The organism is Candidatus Ichthyocystis sparus (assembly GCF_900078745.1).
GTDB lineage: Bacteria > Pseudomonadota > Gammaproteobacteria > Burkholderiales > 2013Ark19i > Ichthyocystis > Ichthyocystis sparus.
This window is the reverse complement of record NZ_FKII01000047.1, coordinates 100,645-125,519: the sequence shown is the minus strand read 5'-3', so window position 1 is coordinate 125,519 and position 24,875 is coordinate 100,645. Positions and strand designations below refer to the sequence as shown.

General features: G+C 37.4%; 19 protein-coding genes, 2 tRNA genes and 1 pseudogene. 15 read left to right on the top strand and 7 right to left on the bottom strand.

Annotation, left to right across the window (positions count from 1 at the left end; translation table 11 throughout):
• Window positions 1-6: 6 nt before the first annotated feature.
• The 3 genes from A6733_RS03700 to A6733_RS03690 all read right to left on the bottom strand — a co-directional run bounded on the left by A6733_RS03700 (window position 7) and on the right by A6733_RS03690 (window position 3,600).
• The gene (locus tag A6733_RS03700) at window positions 7-1,050 is read right to left on the bottom strand and encodes a hypothetical protein (RefSeq protein WP_092401588.1); all 1,044 of its coding nucleotides are present in this window, start codon (window positions 1,048-1,050) and stop codon (window positions 7-9) included.
• 177 nt (window positions 1,051-1,227) lie between these two features.
• Complete coding sequence (locus tag A6733_RS03695) at window positions 1,228-2,265, bottom strand: hypothetical protein (protein WP_092411565.1); 1,038 nt, start codon at window positions 2,263-2,265, stop codon at window positions 1,228-1,230.
• Window positions 2,266-2,469: 204 nt separating this feature from the next.
• On the bottom strand, window positions 2,470-3,600 hold the full coding sequence (locus A6733_RS03690) for a hypothetical protein (protein WP_092460454.1): 1,131 nt from the start codon (window positions 3,598-3,600) through the stop codon (window positions 2,470-2,472).
• Window positions 3,601-4,938: 1,338 nt separating this feature from the next.
• Between A6733_RS03690 and A6733_RS09620 the strand changes: the two genes are divergently transcribed.
• From A6733_RS09620 to A6733_RS03615, 15 genes and pseudogenes are all read left to right on the top strand, one after another.
• On the top strand, window positions 4,939-5,445 hold the full coding sequence (locus A6733_RS09620) for a prepilin-type N-terminal cleavage/methylation domain-containing protein (protein ID WP_278183867.1): 507 nt from the start codon (window positions 4,939-4,941) through the stop codon (window positions 5,443-5,445).
• Between the two features lie 381 nt (window positions 5,446-5,826).
• Window positions 5,827-6,342, top strand: a complete 516-nt coding sequence (locus A6733_RS09615) for a prepilin-type N-terminal cleavage/methylation domain-containing protein (RefSeq protein ID WP_278183866.1) — start codon at window positions 5,827-5,829, stop codon at window positions 6,340-6,342.
• A 395-nt stretch (window positions 6,343-6,737) separates the two neighbouring features.
• Window positions 6,738-6,867 (top strand): annotated as a pseudogene (locus tag A6733_RS03675) (prepilin-type N-terminal cleavage/methylation domain-containing protein); the annotation flags it as partial.
• 532 nt (window positions 6,868-7,399) lie between these two features.
• The gene (locus A6733_RS03670; RefSeq protein WP_092402392.1) at window positions 7,400-8,062 is read left to right on the top strand and encodes a BON domain-containing protein; all 663 of its coding nucleotides are present in this window, start codon (window positions 7,400-7,402) and stop codon (window positions 8,060-8,062) included.
• A 2-nt stretch (window positions 8,063-8,064) separates the two neighbouring features.
• Entirely contained in the window at window positions 8,065-8,763 is a 699-nt protein-coding gene (locus tag A6733_RS03665; RefSeq protein WP_092402395.1) for a hypothetical protein, read from the top strand.
• Window positions 8,760-9,515 carry a uracil-DNA glycosylase gene (locus A6733_RS03660; RefSeq protein WP_092402398.1) on the top strand — a complete coding sequence of 252 codons (756 nt, stop codon included), beginning with the start codon at window positions 8,760-8,762 and terminating at the stop codon, window positions 9,513-9,515. Before A6733_RS03665 ends, A6733_RS03660 begins: the two co-directional genes overlap by 4 nt.
• 84 nt (window positions 9,516-9,599) lie before the next feature.
• Window positions 9,600-9,676: transfer RNA gene (locus A6733_RS03655), tRNA-Val, on the top strand.
• A gap of 34 nt (window positions 9,677-9,710) precedes the next feature.
• Window positions 9,711-11,618 (top strand): threonine--tRNA ligase, encoded by a 1,908-nt coding sequence (gene thrS, locus A6733_RS03650; RefSeq protein ID WP_092402401.1) that lies wholly within the window; start codon window positions 9,711-9,713, stop codon window positions 11,616-11,618.
• 26 nt (window positions 11,619-11,644) lie between these two features.
• A complete protein-coding gene (gene infC, locus A6733_RS03645; protein WP_092402403.1) occupies window positions 11,645-12,166 on the top strand; it encodes a translation initiation factor IF-3 in 522 nt (173 codons plus the stop codon).
• A 10-nt stretch (window positions 12,167-12,176) separates the two neighbouring features.
• Window positions 12,177-12,374, top strand: coding sequence for a 50S ribosomal protein L35 (gene rpmI, locus A6733_RS03640; protein WP_092402406.1), 198 nt, complete (start codon window positions 12,177-12,179; stop codon window positions 12,372-12,374).
• Window positions 12,375-12,397: 23 nt separating this feature from the next.
• Window positions 12,398-12,760, top strand: coding sequence for a 50S ribosomal protein L20 (rplT, locus tag A6733_RS03635; protein ID WP_092402408.1), 363 nt, complete (start codon window positions 12,398-12,400; stop codon window positions 12,758-12,760).
• Between the two features lie 68 nt (window positions 12,761-12,828).
• Complete coding sequence (locus tag A6733_RS03630; protein WP_092411564.1) at window positions 12,829-13,854, top strand: phenylalanine--tRNA ligase subunit alpha; 1,026 nt, start codon at window positions 12,829-12,831, stop codon at window positions 13,852-13,854.
• Entirely contained in the window at window positions 13,851-16,241 is a 2,391-nt protein-coding gene (pheT, locus tag A6733_RS03625) for a phenylalanine--tRNA ligase subunit beta (protein WP_092411563.1), read from the top strand. Before A6733_RS03630 ends, pheT begins: the two co-directional genes overlap by 4 nt.
• Complete coding sequence (locus A6733_RS03620; RefSeq protein WP_092402414.1) at window positions 16,238-16,525, top strand: integration host factor subunit alpha; 288 nt, start codon at window positions 16,238-16,240, stop codon at window positions 16,523-16,525. The genes pheT and A6733_RS03620 overlap by 4 nt, the downstream gene beginning before the upstream one ends.
• 8 nt (window positions 16,526-16,533) lie before the next feature.
• Window positions 16,534-16,610: transfer RNA gene (locus A6733_RS03615), tRNA-Pro, on the top strand.
• Between the two features lie 116 nt (window positions 16,611-16,726).
• Here A6733_RS03615 and A6733_RS03610 read toward each other — a convergent pair.
• The 4 genes from A6733_RS03610 to A6733_RS03595 form a co-directional block, all read right to left on the bottom strand.
• Window positions 16,727-17,707, bottom strand: a complete 981-nt coding sequence (locus A6733_RS03610) for an RluA family pseudouridine synthase (protein ID WP_092460452.1) — start codon at window positions 17,705-17,707, stop codon at window positions 16,727-16,729.
• A gap of 64 nt (window positions 17,708-17,771) precedes the next feature.
• A complete protein-coding gene (locus tag A6733_RS03605; RefSeq protein WP_141663447.1) occupies window positions 17,772-19,124 on the bottom strand; it encodes a hypothetical protein in 1,353 nt (450 codons plus the stop codon).
• Window positions 19,125-19,351: 227 nt separating this feature from the next.
• Window positions 19,352-21,700, bottom strand: a complete 2,349-nt coding sequence (locus tag A6733_RS03600; RefSeq protein WP_092460450.1) for a hypothetical protein — start codon at window positions 21,698-21,700, stop codon at window positions 19,352-19,354.
• A gap of 916 nt (window positions 21,701-22,616) precedes the next feature.
• Window positions 22,617-24,443 carry a hypothetical protein gene (locus A6733_RS03595; RefSeq protein ID WP_092460447.1) on the bottom strand — a complete coding sequence of 609 codons (1,827 nt, stop codon included), beginning with the start codon at window positions 24,441-24,443 and terminating at the stop codon, window positions 22,617-22,619.
• Window positions 24,444-24,875 lie beyond the last annotated feature (432 nt).

The following is a 24,875-nucleotide window of genomic DNA, read 5'->3' as shown; positions in this document are numbered from 1 at the left end:
AGAACTTCAATCATTGCTTCTTTCTGTCATATTAAAAACGTCGTATTTTTTTAGGAACTCATATCCAGCTCCCAACATGGCATGTACTATGTGGTGCGCTTCTAGAATAGATATACATTCCTTGTAAGATTCGACATGCTTGATTCCATACTTAAGCTGAGTACCAGTTTTTTCTAGAGTCTTTATGTAACATATGAGTAACCTTCCATGATATTTATATTTATTACTTTTAGAGGAATGAACTTTTAATACAAACTTCTTCCTTCTTTCAAGAAGTATAATTCTATTTTTTATAGTTTCCACGGTTTTTTTGTTATGGCAGTGGGGATTTTCTATTTCACTAGATAGATTATCTAGCTTTTCATTAATTTCTTTAAGATAAGTACTTGTTATTGATGATGATTGTAAAGAGCATAAAAAATTATCTACAAATTTGTATAATACCCTTAAAAATCTCCATATCTTAGTGTGTATCGTGTCAGCTTCATTAAGTGCTACAAGTACCCGTCGTGCGATGCTCTTAGATAGTTTTGATTTTGCCCTATCTTCAAGATCTAAATTCAAATGTGAAACATGTTTATATATAGGGATGCTATAAAGCATATCATCATCAAGTTTCTTTCCCTCTTCTTTCTCTGCTTCTAAAACATAAGGTGTTATTAAGAATGACATATTACTCTTGATAGATGAACAACTACTAACCAAATTTGCATAGTCAGCATGATCTGTATGTTTTTCAGATACAATTTCTTTTAGTACTTCAATCTCTTCTTTGTCAAGATGCTGTTCTTCTTTATCTATCCTCTCCATAGCTAAATATGACAACTCGTTGCTAATTAGCATAACAGATATAAATGATGAAGCCATATCAGTTAATCTTTTATTAATAGAATAAACTCTATTAATAAGTTCTCTGTTATTACAGCTAGAAGAAGATAAAGTGCGTAATGTATCTAAACTTGATGAGTCGTCATCATAAGATGGCTCATCTTGTACAGTAGAAATATTAGTACTATGTGATGAATCGCTTCCTTTTGAAACTGAATCCATTATGTTTGACACATCCCCCTAAGTGCTAAAGCTACCATATTAGATGTCTAATGTAATATAGGAGTTAGTGTACTATGAATAGCTATATATAAGTATTATATTTTTCTTTATTGTTTACCATATTTATAACAAATGAATATATTTTTAAAGATAATATTACTCGCTCTTATAATTATTTTAATTAAAATCAGTTATTGGATCTGTAATTTCAATGACATCATCTCTTCTTAGAAAATTATGTCCTGATTCCAACATGGTAAATATTATGTGATGTGCCTCCATAAGATATACACACTTTTTGTAGGATATAACATTTTCAATTCCAGATTTAATTTTTTTATCAGATTTTTCTAGCACACTCATATAAGAAAGAAGAGATTTTATACAACTATTAAACTTATCCTTTTTTAAGGAATGCGATCTTGATACAAATTCCTTTCTATTTTCAAGAATACGAATCCTAACTTTCATTGATTCTATATTTTTTTTATTATTGCTATTTTTTATTTTATTATGTAGATAAAATAATTCATTATTAATTTCTTTACTATAAGCATCTGCTATAGATAAAGAAGTTAAAATAGAAGTAAGTTTACCTACTGATTTATATAATGTCTTTAGAAATCTCCATGACTTACTATGTATGACATTAGCTTCATTAATTGCTACACTTATACTATGTGTAGTATCTTCAGATAGTTTTGATCCTGCTTCATCATTTAAGTAAGGATGTGAAATTTTTTCTGATATAGAACCACTATGACATATAGTAGTATCAAATATCTTACATTCTTTCTCTTCTATTTTTAAAATAAGTGGTGTTGCCAAGAACGAGATACTGCTCTTAATATATGAACAATTACTAACTGAAGTTGCACAATTAATATGATTTTGTTCTTTATCAGATGCAATTTCTTGCAATATTTTAATTTCTTCTTCGCAAAGCTTTTTCCCATAATTATCTATTCTTTCCATAGCTAAAGATGATAATTCTTCACTACGTACCGTAATAGATGATAATGATGATGCCATATCTGACAATCTCTTATTAATAGATGAAACTCTATTGATAAGTTCTATATCACTACTTTTACTACTAGAATAATATATGCCAATCAATTTACTTGATGAACTTGAATTCTCACATGAGTTATCTTGCGTACAAATAATATTGATGTTGCGTGATAAATTGCCGGTCCCAGAAACAGAATCCATTATCTTAGTGCAGCCTCTTAAATAATAAAGTAATAAAATTTCTATACTACAATGATAAAGATAAAACAATCATACTACTAATGGTAGTATATAAGTATTATATTTTTTTATGATAATTGAATATTTATGCACACACTGCAAAATAATACTGTACGCTAAGTACAAAATTTATTCAAAAATTTTATCTTTATAATTTTGCTAGGATTACTTTGGAAAAATTCTTTCCTTAATCAGTAGTACTGTTAGGCCCGAAATTATTGATTTTAAAGCTTCAGGCGGTGATAATTCATCAAGTTCATCTTCATCATCAGATTCAACATAATTTTCCTCAAAATATCTTACTATCTTAGAAGTTACTATCGGCTCTATTACATTAAAAATACTAGTTAGTATTACGTCTATATTTGGTCCCTTTTTTTTTCCTGAATTAACAATATCTATCATGTCATTAAGTAGATCATACATCTCTGTTATTTCTTTCCTATCTTTCAATTCTACAATATCATAAGTATTATTAGCACACGTAGCTCCTATAATATTTTCACCATCTTCTTCTTCTGATATTTCTGAAGAAAATAAGTTTTTCATGTCATGAATTATGTCTCTACTTAATTTGTTATTACCACTGATCCCATCTAACAAATCAGATGCCCTGTTAATATACTCTATCCCTTCTTCCTCTATATAGTATGTGCCATGTATCATGGAAGTTGATGGTTTTCTTCTTGAACTAACCTCATTTTCTGTATCATATGAGTCACGCTTTCTCTTTACTCCAAACATAATAGCAGGACTTGATTTTTTTATTGCTCCTTTGACAGTTTCTAAGCCAGAAGTACTAGCGCCAGAAGTACTAGCTATAACTTCTTCATTAGCTACATCTTTTATTTGACTGTAAAGTGTTTTATTATTAGCACAAGAGTTTTTTTCTAGTAATTCTACATGCTGTTGATAGTTACCTTCTTTGCTACTAGATGCTTCCTCATGTAGTGTGCTCCTCATTGTTTTTGCGGGAATACTAGGTGCTTCTGAAAATACTGCTTTTCTTTTAGTAGTCTTCATAGGATTACTGCTACATTTGTCGCTTTGCTCTAAGACACTACTATCTGTTTTATTCTCACAAGAACTTCCAAGATATAAAGATGATTCAGTAGATAAAGTACTAGCAATTTCACCGGTTTCTCCTACATCTTGCACCACTAGAGCTTGCAGCATATCAGATATGTCTGGTGAATCAGGTCTAGTATCAGATGTAGTGGTTGATGATGTGCCTGAGGCATTCAAGTCAGAATTATATTCAGAGTTTCTTGTAGTCCCGCTAATGTTGTAATCCATTTATTTCAATCCCGAGCATAAATATTATTTGTAGCATCTATAAGAGGTAAGATAGTTTGGTAGATACTAAACAAGTTCCACTACCCATAACTTATATTATCCAATATATTTAGTATGGTTAATATGTTTTATTATATATTTTCTTAAAGTAACCAAAATATATTTGATAACTTCTTTGAAGAATTTTTTAAATGTAGCTTGTTGCTGCAATAATATTGTAATAGATTATATTATTTGCGTAATAGAAAAATGTTATGTATTAGTTTGTTTACGCGCTTTGCCCACCCTATACCCTTGAATTACAATAATTACTATATCTAGATGTGGTAATAACTAATGATTGATGTGCAGTACACAAATTTTATTTTTACAGACAGTTGTGCTAATTCTATTTAATGGAAAATTTATTTTTCTTTTTCTCTCATTAGTATATTGCTATCCTAGTGATACTAATACACCGGAAGAATATTATTTTGTATTTTATGCTTAATATTTATTTGAACATCTTTGGCGAGAATAGTTAATTATTAATAATTTAAATTTTAACATAGTATTATACATGCATAAAATTTTTTACTATAAGTCAGCATGATATGCTTAAAATTATAAAAAATAAGCACAATCTCTGTGCTTTAATCATTGCTTCTTTATAATTTATTATGTGCTGTATTAAGTTATTAATCATATTTATTAAAACTAATTTTTAGTTAAAATTATATGCATTTGTATTATAGATTTCTAATCCGATATAATAAAATTATATTATTTATAAATACAGCAGATGCTTTATATGTACGAACATTAGGATAGTTTACTAATTTTGTTGGCACAATATTTTATAAAATATAGACATGTAGTTTTTATGGCCTATTGAAGTTGTTGATTATCTACGCAATTTAGCCTTTTTAAGGCCATCTTAGCTGTAATGTAATTTCTATGACTACCTACAATTGTTAGTGCGATTAATAACTATTGATTATAGATATTAATATTTATAATCAATTATATAAATGAAATAATCTAGATGATGGATAAATTTAGTAAATTTGTGGTCCCAGTGTTTATATTATTGTCGATGTCAATAATATAAATGAAATTAAATAATTTAGATTGTAATTTTTGTGACATTAAATGCTACTAGTCTGTAGGTATTGTTTTTTTTCTAATAAAAGTTGGTATGATTTACTAGATTCTTAGTAAATTTGTGAGTTCTAGTGGTTTTGAAATCTGTGGCTTTGTGTTATGCGATTTCACAGAATACAAATCACTAAAGGTGATTAGCGATATCAATAGATAACAATAATGTAATAAAATGAGGTGAAATATAGGCATATGTATATGATTAATAAAACGAATGCTTTTACTTTAATTGAATTGCTAATAACTGTGGCCATAATAGGTATTCTTGCTGCTATAGCCATACCAGCCTACAAGAAGTATGTTACTAAATCGCTGTTTACTTCAGGCTATACAACTGTTAAACACTTTACCAGTGAAGCTCTTATTAGACTGTCTGAAAGGGGCAGTTGTATTTTTAGCACGGGAAATGCTGATATGTTACTGCCAAATAATAAAGCCCTCTCTAAGATCCAGATTAGCATTGGTGTTGGAGGTGAAGAGTATGAGGGTTGTATTGTTGTTGGATTTTTTAAGCCGGAGGCAGATGGCGGGCACGCTGGTTTATCAAATAAAGCTATACGTATTCAAGCGGTTCGTCATAAGTCTGGTGTAGACAAGCATTTATCTAATAGCTGCATTACTGACGTGGATCAATCTGTATTTGATTATACGTCCATTGGTTGCTCTTACCAGGAGTGGGCTGGCACTTACTTCCCAGGTTACTGATATAGCTCATTAAACAAACTGTCTTGTGTTTGATATCATAGATACAGTGTACTTGCAGATTAAAGACAGATAAAATATATCTATTGTAGCCTGAATAATTGATTGTAATATGACTTTTGGGGAGTTGAATTTATAGTATGTGCATAAATTACTTGTGATAGTTATTGAAGTTAAAACAAATATATAATCTACTCATAGTAGATGCTCTTCAAAATTAATAATAAGTGGTGATTATTTGGCATATATGTCTGTTTTTTTTTCGGCATATGTTGTTCTTCGGTAAATTTTTATTCTCAAGTGTTTGAATTCCTTTTATTCTATGATTATCAGCAAAGATAAGTGCTATTAATAAGAAATAATAATGTAGGGTGGGATTCGTATATGGTTAATCTGATTAAGATAGGTGCTTTTACTTTGGTTGAGTTGCTAATAACTGTGGCCATAATAGGTATTCTTGCTGCTATAGCCATACCAGCTTATCAAAAGTATGTTGCTAAATCATTGTTTACTTCAGGTTATGTAACTATTAAAAACTTTACCAATGAAGCTCTTATTAGGTTAACCGGAAGGGGTAGTTGTGTCTTTAGTACGGGGGATACCGTTATGTTACTGCCAAATAATAAAATTTTCAGTAAAATACAGATTAGCATTGGTACTGGTGGTACGAACTTCAATGGTTGCATTGTTGTTGGTTTTTTTAAATCAGAGGCAGATGGTGGGTATGCTGGTTTTTCTGGTAAAGCTTTACGTATTCATGCACTTCGCAATAATTTGACTACAGATAAACATTTGAGTAATACCTGTATTACTGACGTGGATCAATCTGTGTTTGATTATACTTCTATTTGTACTTACCAAAATTGGGCTGGTACTTACTTTCCTACTGATCTGGATTAGTAAAAACTATCTGTCTTACATTTTATGTTAGAGTATGAACATATAATATGCTTTTAAATTACAATACAAGATAACTAAAACATGTTAATTATACTTGTAACAATTAGTTGTCATGTTTTTTTAGAGAGGTTAATGAAATGCATATTAACCTATAAAGTAGAGGTAGTCATTAACATGCCGATATATAGGTTTATCTATACCGGGTAAATTTATAAGATGATAATAAATGGTGATTGTTTGGCATGAGTGTGCATTGTTTTGTGTTCTTAATCAGGGTTGATAATTTTTCATAGACTTATGCTGTTCTTCAGTAAATTTGTAACCTCAGGTATTTGTGTCCCTTCTTTATTCTGTGATTTAAGTAAAGTGGGTGTTACTGAAATAATAATTTAGTGATGCGATACATTATGAGTAATATGATTAAGGTTAGTGATTTTACTTTGATTGAATTGCTAATAACTGTAGCTATAATAGGTATTCCAGCCGCCATTGCTATTCCAGCTTATCAGAATTATGTCGCTAAAACTATATTTGTTGCTGCGTATCAGAATGTTAGGAACTTTACTGACAATGCTCTTGTAAGGTTTATGATCAAGGGTAGCTGCATCTTTACTGATGGAAGTGAGTCTGTTTTATTGCCGGATAATAAAATTATAAGAGAAATTAGCATCATAAGGTGGACTTGCCGGTTTCTCTGGCAAAGCCTTGCGTATTCATGCACTCGGCGCAGCCAATTCCACCAAGGCCGGTGACGCTATACGTAAGCAGTGTTTTACTGATGTGGATCAATCTAGAGTATGGGATGTTCTCACAAAAAACTGAGCTGGTGCCTACCACCCAGTAGCATGGCCCATTGTACCAGATTTCTAGCAGTTTTAGCTGTAGGTATTAAAAAAATTGGACTTCTTATAGCTGTAGTCTGATAAGAGTCTAGGTTTTTGTACCTGCGTCTATTATTGCTGGTTCTTCTTCAGGATTGATATGTTATGTAGTTCGAGTAATGATGTATCATTTACTAAAGCCTCGTGGCTACAGTGTGTCCTGAATTGGAGAACTTATGAGAAATAATTTGCCTCGTTGGGTGGTGTTACTGCTCTCGGTTTATATTGCCGTTCCTATGATTGCTTTTCTGGGCGGTTGTGGTGGTGTGACGGTTATAGGTGGTACCTCTTCTGTAGTTAATTCTAGTCGTCTTCAAGCGGACGTGGAGGCGTTTGATCGCTCTGTCCAGCTTAATGTAAAGTCTGCCATTAATCGCGCTCTTCATTCTCGAGGACATGTTGAAGTTACTGTTTATAACGGCACTGTGCTCTTGACTGGTCAAGTTATATCACGCGAAGATAAAACTCGAGTTAATCACGCTGTATCACGTGTTAGGCGCGTTCACAAGCTAGTTTCTGAGTTAACGATCTCTTCCGAAACAACTATAATGCAGCGTGCAAGGAACTATGCTTTGGCCGATAATATCAGATCAGATCTTTCTAAGGTTGGTGATCGATTTCCCTATATAGTTCATGTTGTTACTGAAGATGGTGTCGTTTATCTAATGGGTATAGTTACACGAGAAGAGGCAGATGCTGCTTTAACTTATGTTGGAGGTATTACTGGAGTTAAGAGAGTAGTTGATGTTTTTGAAATTGTTTCAAAGGAAACAGCAAAGTTGTTGGATGCTCGTTATTTATCACATACTAGGCAATTTGATGTTGCTTCAGATGGGTAGACATGTCGGTTATTCCTAATATACTTTCGTTGTCTTCATCATATTCTCCTGCCTCATTGTATGTTTCGTTGCGTACTGGTGGCTCTTTTTATGACCATTCTTATTGTCATCCTTCGTCTGGGTTGGTTGACATACTACTGAAGGCTCGCGAATTTGTATCACCAGATGATTTGGATTACGTGGCAGTTGATATAGGTCCTGGAGGATTCACGTCTACACGTGTAGCTGTTTCGTTGTCTATGGGCATTGCCTCTGCCGCTAATATTCCAATTATACCGATTAAATCTACGGAAGCATTAGCTGTAAAAGCCTTCACAGAAAAGAATGTGAGCCATTCCATTGTTTCTTTGCTACTTAAGCCAGGATTGGTGCTGCTTTCCTCTTACGAATTAACAAGCGGTTCCATAAATGAGTGTTTTCCCCCGGTTATTATGGATCAAGATGAGTTTGATACTTGGGTTAGGGATCGTGATTTTTATGGAAGTGCCCTTTATGGCACAGGCTTTACGCTAATTTGTGACAGCAATGCCGAATTTAATACTGAGCATCATACAGCTCGTGATATTTATTCAGCAGCTATGGTTTGCCTGCATGCTCCAAAGCGTGTACTCAATCCCACTGATGTTAGTGTGGATTACGCTATTTTGCCGTCTGCTATGATGCTGCACGAGCAAAATCTCCTAAACAAGGTAAAAATATGAACAGAAGAGAGCGATTGTATTACATGGGTATCAAATGTATTTGGCGCTCTCGTAGGACTTTTTTGCAATCTGTACGTGATGTTGAGGCGGATAATTTAGATCCAGAAGAGCAAACAGATTTGTATAGAATTGACCATTTTGTTTTGTCGCAGAAGCTAATTGCTGATCAATGGTTAGATTTGTCTAAATCTGTTTCTGAATGTACTAATTGTGGGTTATGTCTAAAACGTAAGCAGGCCGTATTGGGTGTTGGTGATAGACAGGCTAAGTGGTTATTTGTAGGAGAGGCTCCGGGAGAAAATGAAGACAATATCGGGGAACCTTTTGTTGGTCAAGCAGGCAAGCTTTTGGATCGCATGCTGTTTGCACTGGGCTTAGATAGGGGGAAGGACGTGTATATAGCAAACGCCATAAAGTGCCGTCCTCCAAACAATAGGTCTCCTACTTTAGAGGAAATTCAAACTTGTTTGCCCTATCTACGCAAGCAAATCGAGCTAATAAATCCTCAGATTATAGTAGCTCTGGGTAGGCCTGCTACACAGGCTCTTCTTGGTTCCGTAAATACTAGGTTAGGAAGCATGAGAGGTATTGTGTTTCATTATGCAGGTATTCCCTTGATTGTTACCTATCATCCAGCCTATCTTTTACGCAGTCCGTTAGAAAAAGCAAAAGCTTGGGAGGATTTGGTTTTTGCTAGAAATACTCTTTCTAAGTTACAGTTAGCAAATGCTGTAGATAGTGATAATAATTAGATGATGTGATTGTATATTTGAGCAATATGTGTTCTTTCTTTGACAGAGCATTAAGGTTTATCTAAAATGAAGTCTCTCTTAGGTAGGCACGTAGCTCAGCTGGTTAGAGTACCACCTTGACATGGTGGGGGTCGTTGGTTCGAGTCCAATCGTGCCTACCACGCCAACGTGCTAATGCCTTATTGTAAGCAGGACATGGTTCAGATTAAATTCCCTGATGGTAGTGTTCGCCAGTACGATGATGGTGTGACCGCTTTTTTAGTGGCTTCTTCTATTAGCCCAAGGTTAGCTAAGTGCTCTGTTGCTGCCAAAATTAATGGGCGGTTAGTCGACATCTATTATCCCATATATCAAGATTCAGAGTTGGTGTTAATCAGAGATAGAGACAGTGAATCTATTGATATTATTCGCCACTCCTGTTCCCATCTGCTAGCGCATGCTGTAAAAGAGTTGTACCCTGTTGCCCAAGTTACAATCGGTCCCGTAATTGAAAATGGCTTCTACTACGATTTTTCTCTGCCTTGTTCTTTGACTGATGCTGATTTGCCTATTATTGAAAGCAAGATGGTGGAAATTGCCGCCCGTAATTTGCCTATTGAGCGTTTTGTTCTAAGTAGGCAAGAAGCCATAGATTTTTTTCTTAAACTTGATGAAAAATATAAAGCTGAAATAATATCTTCTATTCCTGAGGGTGAAGAAGTTTCTCTATATCGTCAAGGTGATTTTGTTGATCTTTGCCGTGGTCCTCATGTACCTAATACTAGTTTTTTAAAAGTTTTTCGTCTCATGAGGGTATCTGGTGCTTACTGGCGTGGCGATTCTAGAAATGAAATGCTACAGCGTGTTTATGGCACAGCCTTTCTTAATGTTAGTGACTTAAATAATTATGTGCGTCTTATTGAGGAGTCAGAAAAGCGTGATCATAGGCGCATAGGTAAGAAGTTGGGACTTTTCCATTGGCAGGACGAGGCTCCGGGAATGGTGTTCTGGCATCCTAGTGGATGGGCTATTTGGCAATCAATTGAAAGTTATATGAGAGCTATTTTAACCAAAAATGGCTACCAAGAAGTGAAAACGCCACAGCTGGTAAGTAAATCACTGTGGGTACAGTCCGGACATTGGGACAATTACTCTGAACATATGTTTGTTACAGAGTCAGAAAAACGAGATTACGCTATAAAACCTATGAATTGTCCCGGGCATGTACAAATTTTTAATGCCAACATACATTCTTATCGCGATTTGCCTTTGCGGTTATCAGAATTTGGTTCTTGTCATCGTAATGAACCCTCTGGGGCTTTGCATGGCCTCATGAGAGTTAGATCCTTTGTTCAGGATGATGCCCACATTTTTTGTACAGAAGAGCAAATTTCTTCCGAGGTGATTGCATTTAATAGATTATTATTGTCGGTGTACAGAGATTTTGGATTTACAGATGTTACGATAAAACTTTCCTTACGACCTGATAAAAAGATAGGTGATGATGCAGTTTGGGATCACGCAGAAGATGCACTTAGGTCTGCTTTGGAAGAGGATTCCCTTTCTTGGGATGAATTGCCAGGGGAGGGCGCTTTTTATGGTCCCAAAATAGAGTTTCATGTTAAGGATGCCATAGGAAGATCTTGGCAATGTGGTACTCTCCAGCTTGATTTTTTCTTGCCAATGCGTCTTGATGCCGAGTATGTGGCGGAAAATAACAGGCGGCTTCATCCAGTAATGTTGCATCGGGCCGTGTTAGGTTCTATTGAGCGCTTTATTGGGATTTTGATAGAACATTATGCAGGTGCACTTCCTCTTTGGGTTTCTCCGGTTCAGGTTTGTATATTGACGATAACCCAGAGATGTGAGGCTTATGCTAATGAGGTTGCTTCCTTATTGGATGAAGCTGGAATTAGGTTTAAAAAGGATTTGCGTAATGAAACCGTTGGCTATAAAATTCGCGAGCAAACTTTATTGAAGATTCCGTATCTTCTTATTTTAGGGGATAAAGAGTGTAAAGATAGGGTTGTTTCTGTTAGATTTCGTTCTGGCGAAGATTTGGGCTGTATGGGTTTGTCAGACTTTTTAAATCGTCTGAAGCTTGAGATTGAGGCGCATCAATAAGTTAATGATACTACAGGAGGTGTTCCATCATACAAGGTAAACGAGTACGTATTAATAGGGAGATAACGGCTGATCTGGTTCGTGTTATTGGAGTTAACAATGAGCAGGTTGGTGTTTTGAAGCTTTCTGAGGCTTTGGATTCGGCCGAAGAACTTGGTGTTGATTTGGTGGAAATAGTGCCCCAAGCCTATCCGCCGGTTTGTAGGTTAATTAATTATGGTAAGCTTAAGTACCAAGAAGCTAAGAAGGCTCATGAAGCTAAGGTTAAGCAGAAGGTTGTTCAGGTTAAGGAAGTAAAGTTTCGCCCTGTGACTGATGAAGCTGACTATCAGGTTAAGCTAAGGAGTATAGTGCGATTTCTTTCTGAGGGTGATAAAGCCAAGGTCACAGTGCGTTTTCGTGGACGTGAGATGTCCAGACAGGATAGGGGTTTGCAGCTGGTGGAGCGTATTAGGCAGGATTTGATCGATATAGCAGCTGTAGAACAAATGCCAAAGATTGAGGGTCGTCAGATGGTAGTGGTTTTGATTTCCCTTCGTAAAAAGTAGTTGGAGGAATATGCCTAAGTTGAAAACAAACCGTGGAGCTGCTAAGCGTTTTTCTTTTAGCCCCAGTGGTAGGATTAAGAGGTCCCAAGCCTTTAAAAGGCATATATTGACCAAGAAGACAAGTAAGCTTAAACGCTCATTGCGCTCTGTTGCATATGTCTGTAAATCAGATGTTTCTTCTGTGCGCGCGATGATGCCTTATTCGTAACGAAATTGTGGGAAAAATGAGTTATGCCTCGAGTTAAACGCGGTGTTGTGGCACGTGCTCGTCACAAAAAAGTGCTTAAATTAGCTAAGGGATTTCGTGGTAGACGTAAGAATGTTTATCGTGTAGCCAAGGAAGCGGTCATGAAGGCCGCTGAGTACGCGTATCGTGATAGGCGTCAGCGTAAACGCAAATTTAGGTCACTGTGGATTGTACGTATAAATGCAGCTACCCGTGAGATGGGTATAAGCTATAGTGCCTTCGTGAATGATTTGAAAAAGTCCGGTGTGGACATTGATAGAAAAGTACTTGCTGACATGGCTTTTCATGATAAGCCTGCGTTTGCCAATTTAGTGAAAAGGGTGAGGAGTTTATCCGCTGCTGCTTAACCTTGAAGTTATGTTTGTCGGTTTTTAGTTCTGTACAATTGGATTTTTTATCTCTGAAGTAGGGTGTTATGAGCGACAAAGACCTCATGTTGCTGGAGGAAAGGGCGCTCTCTGAGATAGGGGTGGCGTCTACTTTCGCTGCGCTTGATAACGCTAAGGCTCTGTATCTTGGTAAGGATGGTCTTGTTACCGTTCCTCTAAGGTTGGTAAAAAATTTCCCACCAGAGGAACGTAGGTCTGTTGCGTACTCTTTGAATGTTTTGCGTGCTAAAATCGAGTGTGCAGTACGTGAGCGTCGTCGTTTTTTGGAGGAAAAGCAAGTCAGCAAGAGGCTTTTATCCGAAGCTATTGACTGTACCTTGCCTGCTAGAGGGGACGATCCGGGGGGCTATCATCCCATATCGATAGTTATGCGACGTCTGCGTTCTCTTTGGCATTCAGCCGGTTTCCATTGTATCTCTGGCCCTGAAATAGAGGACGAATGGCATAATTTTACTGCTTTGAACACACCTGAATACCATCCTGCTCGTTCTATGCATGATACTTTCTACCTCTCGGAAGGTGGCGGCTTGCTCCGTACTCATACTTCTCCTCTACAAATCAGGTATCTGTTGAAGCACTGTCCACCAGTACGTGTTATTGGTATGGGCAGGGTTTATCGTGTAGATCAAGATGCTACGCATTCACCTATGTTTCATCAAATAGAAGGCATTTGTGTTAATAATGACACTAATTTTTCTCAGCTTAAGGGCATATTGAAGCTTTTTATCCATAAGTTCTTTGATGATGACTTTTTGGACGTGCGCTTCAGGCCCTCTTTTTTTCCTTTTACTGAGCCCTCTGCAGAGATAGATATATTTTTTAAGACCGCTCAAATGTCTCAACCACAATGGCTGGAGCTTGGCGGGTGTGGTCTCATAAATCCTAATGTACTTTCCATGTGCAACATAGATCCTGATAAGTATCGTGGCTTTGCCTTTGGCTTGGGAATTGAGCGATTAGCTATGCTTTTTTATGGTATTGATGATTTGCGCCTCTTCTATCAAAATGATTTGCGTTTTTTATCTCAATTTAATTTCAGTGGTTTTAAATGAAATTTTCTTATTCTTGGCTAAAAGATTTTTTACCAAAACTGGACGTTTCCTATAATGATCTAGCCGATCGTCTCACAATGGCCGGTTTTGAAAGGGAGTCAGTTTCCCTACATTCCCCCTTAGGCGATAAAGTTGTTGTAGCATATATAGTGGAATGTTATCCACATCCCAATGCCGATCGCCTCAGATTGTGTAAAGTTAATGTTGGTCAAGATAGATGTTTGTCAATAGTTTGTGGTGCTTCAAATGTCTCTTCTGGTATGACGGTAGTTTGTTCCTTAGTAGGGGCTGTTTTACCATCTGGCTTGACAATTAAGGAAGCTACTATTAGGGGAGAGCTGTCTGAGGGCATGCTTTGTTCTGCAGATGAGCTGGGTTTGCCATATTCCTCTAACGGTATATTGGAATTGTCCGTAGATTCTTCTTTAATTGGTTCTTCCTTTGATTTGCTCTGCCCTGAAGATGCTCTGTTCGATATTTCTGTTCTACCTAACCGTCCCGATTGTTTGAGTGTTTGGGGTATTGCACGGGAAATAGGTGCTTGGTCACGTGAATTTGATATCTGGACTCCCAGCAATTGCAGTGAATGGGATCAAGCACCAGACGTATCCACGGATAGGTTGCGTATTCAGTCGCATGATGATTGTTGTGTATATTATGGTGCTTTGATAGAAGATATTTCACTTGATAGACCTTTGCCGTTCGTTATTACTCATCGTTTATTGTTGAGCGGTTTAAAACCAGTAAATACTTTAGTAGATCTTCTCAATTATTCTCTCTTAACATGGGGACAGCCTTTTCATGCTTTTGATGCAGATAAGTTTTATGATGGGGAGATATTTGTCCGTAGAGCACAAGAGTCAGAAAAAATTAATACCATATCTGGCATAACTCAATCTCTAGATGGTCGTTTTTTGGTTATCGCTAATTCTGTTAAGCCCCAAGCTATTGCCGGATTGATCGGTTCTGCTGAATCAGCTATTTCCAATGAAACAAAGACGGTTTTTTTAGAAGCTGCTTGTTTCAACCCTAATGTTTGTTCTACTCAAGTTAGAATTTCACATATCTCGACTGATGCAGGTTTCCGTTTTGAAAGGGGTGTTGATCCATCGTCTGTGTTTTCGGCATTTGGTCATGTTCTTAATTTGGTAAAACAGTTTTGTGGTGGTGTAATAAAAGAGAGGGTTAGTCACCGCTCCAAGAGTGTTGGTGAGGTTGTCTGCATTCCTGTGGATGCAGATAAAATTAATTCACTTTTAGGATTTTCTATAAAATTGGATGATATTTCTGATCTGTTGTTTCGTGCTGGATTGCCTAATCATAGATCTCCTCAAGAGAAGTTAGCTGTATCTGTGCCTTCCTGGCGTTTTGATATTGCTACACAAGAAGATTTAGTTGAGGAAATATCTAGAATATATGGATATGAAAATATTCCTCTTTCCTATCCAACATTATCACAAGATCATTTTTTTACCGATGACTATGTATCCGATAAAATTAAATCTTCCTTCATATTATCTGGATATCATGAAGTCTGTACCTATGCTTTTTGTGATCCGGGGAAAGAGCGGTGGAATTCTCAAGTAGATCTTGTTTCTATTTTGAACCCTATAGGTAAAAGCATGAGTGCCCTGAGATCTGAGCTTTTATCCGGCCTTGTCAATATTCTTGAGTATAACATTAGGCGCGGTGTTACTCGCTTGAAGATATTTGAGGAAGCTACCTGTTTTGAAAAAAATGGCAAGGAGATACAAGAAAGAAATAAAGTATCTGGCCTTTGCTACGGTACTATCCTACCAGAACAATGGGGAGCCGTATCTCAACGTGAGATAGATATTTTTGATGTTAAGGGCGATATTGAAAGAGCTATGTCAGTGTTACTAACTTGTACTGACGCAGGTGATAATCCATTTTTTCACCCCACCCGTTCTTCGTACTTGGTTTATAAAAATGAAGTGGTGGGTGTTGTAGGTGAGTTGCATCCTCGTTTTAAAAAATCACTCAATTTGTTATACTCCCCTGTGTTGTTCGAATTATATCAAGATAATTTCTGTACAGTAAGTCGCTTTCCTTATCAACCATTCTCCGTTCACCCTAAAGTAGTGAGAGATGTTTGTTTTTGGGTTCCTAGTAACTTGCCGTTTCAGAATATTTTTGATCTATTGTGTACAACACCAGTAGCTGAAGACATAGTTTTTTCGGTAAGATTGTTCGATGTCTATTTCGATCAGGAATATGACGCTCGTCGTAGCTTAGCTTTTAGATTAGGAATATGTTCGAAGACAAGAACTCTTCTTGATTCTGAAGTTGGCGAAATTGTTGCAGCTATAGTTTCACGGGCAGAAAGTTTGCCCTCTGTTGTTTTAAGAGAAGAAAGAAGTTTATGACAGTAACGAAAGCCTATCTAGTTTCATTAGTTTTGCAAAGGTTCGATATAAGCAGACATGATGCTTTGGAGTTTGTGAATATATTTTTTGATGAAATTCGTCTCAGTTTGGTAAAGGGAGAGGAAGTTCGTTTGTTCGGTTTTGGTAATTTTCAGCTCAGAGACAAGCAGCAACGTCCTGGAAGAAATCCCAAAACAGGCGAGGAGGTTCCAATATCTGCTAGGCGTGTTGTTACATTTCATCCTAGCAACAAACTAAAATTGCTTGTTGGTCATTGTGCCTAAGCTTGGGTCGGGGTGTGGCGCAGCCTGGTAGCGCACCTGCATGGGGTGCAGGGGGTCGGAGGTTCAAATCCTCTCATCCCGACCATTTAATGCTGTGTAGGTTTCACGGTATTACGGCTTGGTGTTGTTTGCGTTGAAAATGCTACGGTGTTTTTTGTTTTTGCCAGATTTATTCCTTGTAATTTGTAATATCGCATATGACTATTTTCTAAACCCGGCGTTTATTTTACCTATTACATATTCCATATCGTTCGGTATTGGTGAGTTGTAGGTGACTAGTGATTGTTTATCTGGACAGGTGAAAGTTAAAGACCTGGCGTGTAGGCATTGCCTTTTGATAGGGCTAGATAGAAACAACCTACGTGACGAATAGGTTTCATCACCAACTAGGGGAAAGTTGATGCTGCTAAGATGCACACGGATCTGATGTGTTCTCCCAGTATCTAAAATGCACTCAATAAGGCTCATGTTTGAGTTGGCGTTCGTGGTGTGAGGAAAGCAGTGAGTTTTTGCAGTACGGCCCGAACCTTCGCTACAAGTTATCATTTTCGTTCTATTAACAGGATCGCGGGAAATATTTTTTTCTATAGATACATATGTTGTAAATTTACCCCAAACAATTGCCCAGTATCTTTTTTCTATTTGTTTTTCAAGCATTTTTTCAGTCAAATATGTATAAGCATAATCGTTTTTTGCAACTATGAGAAGGCCGCTGGTTTTTTTGTCAAGTCGATGTACTAACCCAGCCCTTGGTAAAAGTTTTAATTGAGGGTAGCGATATAACAAACCATTAACAAGAGTTCCATCCATGCATCCAGATCCTGGATGAACTACAAGTCCAGGATGTTTATTAACTATTATATAGCTATCACATTCGTGAAGAACGCAGAACTTAATATCTTGGGGCACAATAGTTGATTCCTGTACCACAGGAAACGAGTGAACGGATATGATGTCATTCGAGTTAACCCGATAATCCGGATCAATTTGTTTGCGATTTACGTAAATTCCACCGCATTCTATGCACCGACTCCATTTAGAACGTGAAAAATATTGGAAGTGTGTTGCCAAAAACTTGTCTATACGACAATTTTCCTCACCCGGCTCAACAGTAATAGAGTACACGTCATTCATATTGGTTGCTAAAAAGTGAAATATCCTAGCAGAGGATTTTCTTCTCACAAACAAGCGTTTTCATAGAAGATATATTTGACACGACACTGTGGTGTCAAAATAGCAAAAGGTACTATGCTACCCTGTGCTCGCCATAACACAGGGCAATTCTAACTTCTTTAATTTCAATGCTTCTAGAACAAATACCTTTACTCGACACTGATACTTTAAAGAGAAATTCAAAAGCACCCCCTCCATAAATAGAACGAAAAATACATTCTATTAACGGAAAATGCGCTTCAGCATTTATTGATAGCGCCCTCCTGCTATATTTTTCTTTGCAATATGACAACATTGATGATCTAGTTAAAGTAAGTATTTCATTTGTTCTTGAGGTATATGATTCTCTAACAATAGATCTAAATTTTTCACATAAATCTGCTTTGTATTCATCGTCAAATAAAGACCTTCCAATACTCTCAGCTACTGCGACTTTGTCTTTCGTTTCACTAGAGTCGCATAAACTCCAATCAAATTTGCGGGCGCATTCAAGGGCAGCTGATGACATCTCTGCAAGCATTTTAGATGAATGTTCAAATATTTCGCCCATGATTTCTTTGTGGCACTTAACTAAATCTTTTAACGGTTTTTCTGTGCTTTCCCCCAAAAATGTCGTTAATTTACCTACTACTATCTCCATGGCTTTTGCTCTACCAATACTACAGCCAAGAGTGCTATCTGTATTATCTCCTGATGATAAACACGGGAAAAACCTTGCAAAATAACGACCATATCTTCTATTGCTAGATCGGAGCAGACTAGATGTAATCGCAGGTATCTCTGGTGGCAAATCATCTGATGCCTCGTATTCCACTACGGACACAGTTACCATGGAGGATGCAAAGCTTGTGCTTCTGGCGAGAGGTGCCCTATTCTTGGGCAGTGCTGAAATACCCGCAACACTCCTTTTTTTTACACGAGTCCGTCTTTTCCTACCCGTGAGTCTCGTGGCTTTAGTTTCTTTTGATGAGAGCATGGTATGTACTATAGGGGTAGTGGCGCCGTTTTCAGATCCTGACCTTGTTGTATCAGTAGGAGAATCACCGAACAGTCGTCTTTCTAGGTTACTTTCTCCATCGTCTTCTTCTGAATCGGTATGCAGTGTCACTTCTACATGGGCAGTTAGGGGCTGAGAGTTATACCCCCCACCGTCTCTGTAGCAAATTGCGCTACCAGCACTATTCGTACTCGACAGAGTTGACATTGGGTAGGAGAAGCCAACGCAGTCCTTATCCGCAAAAGGGCTCCATCTGCTCTCGTAAGTTGTACCACATGCACCGGAAGGGCCAGAAGATCCTTCACCAGGGGATTCTTCGTTACTGTTACGAATGCTACTATGTGAGCAAATACTCACGGGCGTTATCCTATAATTATTGTTAGGTCTGATCCATTTATTTACGTAGTAGCAACCACGCAGCAGCAACATTCTACGCGTAACACCCTGTTTATTATGAATATACGTCCAAAGTTAACAATCCATAAATATACAAACCATAATTGTATTATTCTTAATTTTGTGCGACAACATTTAGCGTAAATTCTAGTACAAATCGAGCTTTACAGTAACATAAGAGGCAGAAGTGCACAATATACCTTACCATCTTACAGATTATAAATTAAATTTATGTGCTTTTTATCAGGAGTAAGGTGCTGTTATGTTCCAGTTATTATAGTTGAAGTACCATACCCAATGTGCGATTCCACACCCATAACACTAATAACAATTTCTCCAGAGCAACCAACAGAAGTTGATGTGTCAATATGACAGCTAACCTTCAATGTTGTGTAAATGTTGCTAAATATTAATGCAACCATTCTCCGGAGTTCGTCCTCATTTATTTCTATTTCTCCCGTAGCTCCACAACCCTTACGAGACAACAATGCTTCTTTAGTTAGATCAGACAGTCTACCTTTATTTTTAGAGTGTAGATTATTCGCAATTGCCATTAATGAATCGTTAATTGCCCCCACACGCTCATCTGTAAGTAACGATCTTTCAATAGACATAATTTTTTCATCAACAGATTCCGTACGCTCCAGAACATATCTCGACCAACCATTTGATTCTACATCCGCCATTACTTCTTTTTTTAGTAGATTTATTTCTCGATAAACAAGGCTTAGTAATTTAGATATATTCTCACAGTGCATAGCCAATAAATCTAATACCTCTTTTTCAGCACAATTTACCAATAATACACAAATTTTACGCTTCACAATCGACACAATCATTCCTGAAGGATTGTAGTCTTCTATGGCACTACTACTTACTTCTTGACTTTGTAATTCTACTTCCAACTTATTGCTACTGCTACTAGAAGGTGATGAGGTAGTTTCACATTTGCTAAAACGATCGACTTTAACTCTATATCCAAGTTTAGCTGTTGCGCTATTAATTACTATACTCTTCGGTCCATTATCACTTTCTTCGTATGATAGACAAACACCAGCAAATACTCCTAATGATGAATAAACTTCTCTTGCAATGTGCATAGCCTTTTCCAGTACTACCTTACCCATTTCTTTAGGATCATCATACCTATCTTCAACGTACCGTCTTATAGCAGTATGGGTTGTCCGCAAAATACCAAGTCCTTTTTCTTCGTAATGCGACTTAATAATTGATGATGCAATAGAATTAATTCTGGACATAGATTCGCTGTCAAAGATTACGTGTTCAACACGTTTTCCAACATCTCTACTACTTCTTAGATCCGACATGTCATGCCTAGACCAATCAATTTCAGTAGCCAAGCGATACTTTTCTCGCGAAAATTTTTCTGTTTCCTTTTCCACAGAGGTTAATATTTCTCCTAACACACCTAAGTGTACTGCAACTAACTTTTCTAGATCTTCTTTAGAACAACAATTATGAAGTAGCTTAATAATTATTGATCGTGCAGAACCAAGTACCTCATCCACATTTGAAGTTTTTTCCTCTTCCTTAGAGATTGCTACAGAAGGAACATTACCAATCCTGCTACTGGAGCTGTTACCTTGAAGCATTTCCCTAGAAGTAAGTGAAAATTTGGTTAAAACCCTTCCCATTGAGTGTGTTTTGCTGTTTTTAACTTTATTATCTTTTCTAGATTTATCCACATCATTGTTGTTTTTTTGTACCAACAAAACTTTTTTCATAGGTGATTCTTTGTCTTCCACCATATGTTCCGTGGATGAACGTTTCCCCATGAATGATGAGGATTCTATTGATTCGGAGGATGATAAGGAGAGCTTTGAGGCTAATCTTTTCATTGAAAAGCTTCTAAAAGAAGATGTTAGTGACCTTACGCTAGGAATCCGTTTCCTTGAATGTTCAGGAGTTGATGAAGAAGGTTCAGTAGTAGTTACACTGTAATTTGGCTGTTGCTGAGTATACTTAGTCTTAAATGCTCTTTTACCAGTAGGTTTGTCATACACATGCGCATCATAACCAGAAGTTAAGTCAAGAGAGCGAAATCTTGCTGGTAAACTGTCTGACCTACCGCTCGGCAAAAATGTCTCACCGACACTATCTGCAGGCGCGCATGAACTACTCACATTTCTTCTTCTTGTGCTTTTATCGCTAGATTGAGGTCCTAAGCTTAGTGAAAAACTTGTCTTACGCAATTTCTTAGTTCTAGCCCCGCGTCCCTCTTCCCACCACCTTGCTTGATTTTTCTCGGCTTTTGATTCACGAACCCTATCTAGCTTTTCTGACATCTTAGCTAATGCTGATTCTAAATCATCCACTCTTCTTTCTAATTCGGCTGTAGAAGCTTCTTCATCATCGGGAATCAGATCATATATGCCCATGTCCATGTATATGCCCGACGCACCATCTCCCTGCTGTGTTATTGCGGAATCTGCAGACAACGCAACCGTGGGTACAGGAGGAAGAGGAATACCAGGAGGTCTCCTTCCAGGAAGAGAAGCAGACGCAACCGCACCAGCGCTGACAAAAACATCAGATTCTTCTTCAGCGCTGCTGTGTAACCCATCCCCTGACTTTATACTGCTAACCATGTATAGCAACCTCCATCATTGCGATGCCGTAGTTACCTCCATTACTGAATCATTCCATTCTTATCACTACACTAATTTCGTTTTATTCATTAAACTAATCTAAAATCAGAGCAGTTTAAAGGAGCAATTTAAGAGAGATAAACACAGCACGCACGGACAGACTTATCTACGAGCAGACTCATCTGTCTATTATCTAATTATTGTCTCGCAAATATGGAACAAAACAGAAGAGCACACATTCAACGCAGACGATCGATAACAAACAAACCCCTTCCGGGATTCTAACAGGATATAATTTTTGTTGAGAGTCACTATTTTTTATTAGTGCCACACATAATTATTGTACCTAACGTGCTTCAGTGATATCTTCGTGAGATACATTTATATTGTTAGCTAATGATAAAAATCCATACACAATATTGCAGTAGTACTATAGTGTGGTGTACACTGGCCGGTTTCTTGGGGACTTATCGTAGATTTTTTCACGGGTTTTATGTGCGGTATAGATATGCAATCAGAATATATAGATAAGTTACACATATTGTTTGGCTGTATGGTGTGCTTGTTTAAGTGTTTATAGAAATAGAAATGAAATCTCAAGAATCCAAGTAAAGTATTTTTCATGAGCATGTCCGCTGTACAAGATACCGTAACTATTGTGGTTGAATTTTTGTGGCTGGGTATATTTTTAGGTTGTAAAGGAAGAAAAAATAATTTGCAAGCAACAAATAGGTTTTGTTTGTACTTTACCTAAAAGAATATGACCTAGGAGACAATTCTAGAGCTAGGGTTATCTGTGTGCCTTAGTATTTATTCTTCAGACTTTACAGACTCTCAGAAACCTTTGTATTGGGTTATGTGCCCCTAAAGGAAAGAGTAAAAATAAATTTGCGGTTAGTGTGGCCTAGATAGGGCTTTAGACATCAAGATATCCCAATATTATTCTTGCTTTTCGAACAGACGCCCCTTTGAAACTACCGTCGGCATGGTATTTAAATTTAACATCAAGCTCAATATGAGCTGCTGTGTCAGAAGTAAGAATACTTTGCAACTCCTCAACAATAGCCACAGCTGACGTCATATCTGTAATTGATGATCCTCGTGCTGCACCACTAGTAGAGAGCATATGATCAGCAAGAACACTTGCCATCCGTGTGACTGCCTTACAGTGCCTATTCCAGCATAAATTTGTAGCTGTTAGCATGTAGAAATGCACAGAATTAGTATCGTCTGGGGACAACAAAAGACGTGCTACCTCTCCTGTTATTTTTTGCTCTGTTGCGGGAGTAGCTTTGCAAAGAATGTGATCAAATTCACCGTTAGAAACTTTAGACTCACATATAGATTCACATCCCATAATTATTTTTAGTAATGCCTTATCTTCTAATACTTCCCTGCACATATATCTTAAAGCCCCGATTAAAAGATGTACAAGGGTTGGGAAAGGTCCTCCCGTAAACCTTTCCTCTGCTCGTAGGGTTAAAGCATTGAGTGCATTACAGATTGCTGTAGATGGGGGCTTGGGATAACTTAAATCTTCTCCGAGATCACCACCACCAATCAAAAATTCCCTTTCTCCTTTACTGACCATGTCATCTTTTCTAGCCACCATCTCTTCTATTGTTGTCGGAGCACGAGATACAGAAGAACTAGCTGACCTACTATGAGATCTAAGGAATTTTCCCGACCCAGTAGACGTTCCTGCGGATTCGGAAGATGTTCTAGACCCTAAGTGGCTGGTAGAAGGAGATGATGATTTTCCCATTGACGAAGAAGATGATGATGCGCTTGCGGAGGATTTATTGGAGCCCACAGAGGACCCAGAGACTGTGGAATCTGTTCTGACTCTTACGTCCGTTGTGCTCGGACTTCTGTGTAATTTGCCCTCTACAAGAGACATTAATCTCTTAAATCCACGACCTTTACCAGACCCTTTTGAGTGGTGATGTTTATGTTTGTGCCTACCGGTGTCTGGGCTTTCCAGGAAGTAATCACTACTACTACTATCTTCACCTAATTCTTCCCGTGCTTGTTGCGAAAGCTCGGCAAACCTGGCTTCAAGACGTTTTATTTTTTCTTGCAATTCTCTTTTTTCGCTGCTAGATGAAGCTACACCAGGGGAAGTTCCTCTAACACTACTGCTAGAGGAGTCTTGGCTATAACTTCTCATATAGGCGACACGATGACTTCTAGATGGAGGTATAGGCACAGGTATAGGTAATGATGAAGTAGGACTGGCACCGCCTGTTATTGATGGTGAAAAATCACCCACGCACCCATACTCGTCCTCTTCCTCGTCACCTCCTATATTTACAGAACGCATCAAATCAGGAGAAGGAGAAAACCCTCCCCCTGTATTTCCCCCCATAAACTCGTATATAGATTCCTCGGGAAGTGTATCTGCAGGTGATACCTGTTGAGGTTGGGTTGAAGGAATTTCCTCCTCTTGTTCTTGTAAAAGTCCGGCAAGAACTCTTTCAAGATGCATTACTTGTCGTACTAGCTCTGCTTTTCTGGGTGAAATTTCTACCCCTGTAGTACCTGAGGCAGCAGGTTGATCGGTAGTGAGGCTGACAGAACTCTCTCCACCTTCTTCTTGTGTACTGACACTCGATAAGGTCCCAGTAGCACCTTCAGGGCATTCTTGGTCGTCACCCGAGCTATCACCTACATAACTTGAGCTAGAAGGAGAAGTAGCAGTAGCAGTATTTTTGTTGAACATATCTAACCTAGATCCAGACAACGCTAATTAATTGTAAGTGCTTCGTTTATTTGTAGTGGTAGTAAGCTAAATCCAGACAATTCGATAACTACCTTTAGAGCTATTGCTTATAGCTACAATTATTATTAACAATTAGGAACAATACCCAATTGCAAAGCACCAAGCAAATTGCTTATTAACTATTGGCAACACCAACAACCAATAAAATCCATATCAGCTCTATGCAAATTTCAATATGCTATTGCGCAACTAACGCCTACCATCAACCCCATAAAATCAATTCTACGAAGGACATTATACACCATACAACGGTATGGCATACAACGGAGTATTAGTACTAGGTAACTATATGTAATGGCAAGACTGATATATCTTTTTTCTTACACGTTTACACTTATACTACCCGTAAGATTACCTGCAATTGTAATCTGATATCTACTAGTTGCATAACAG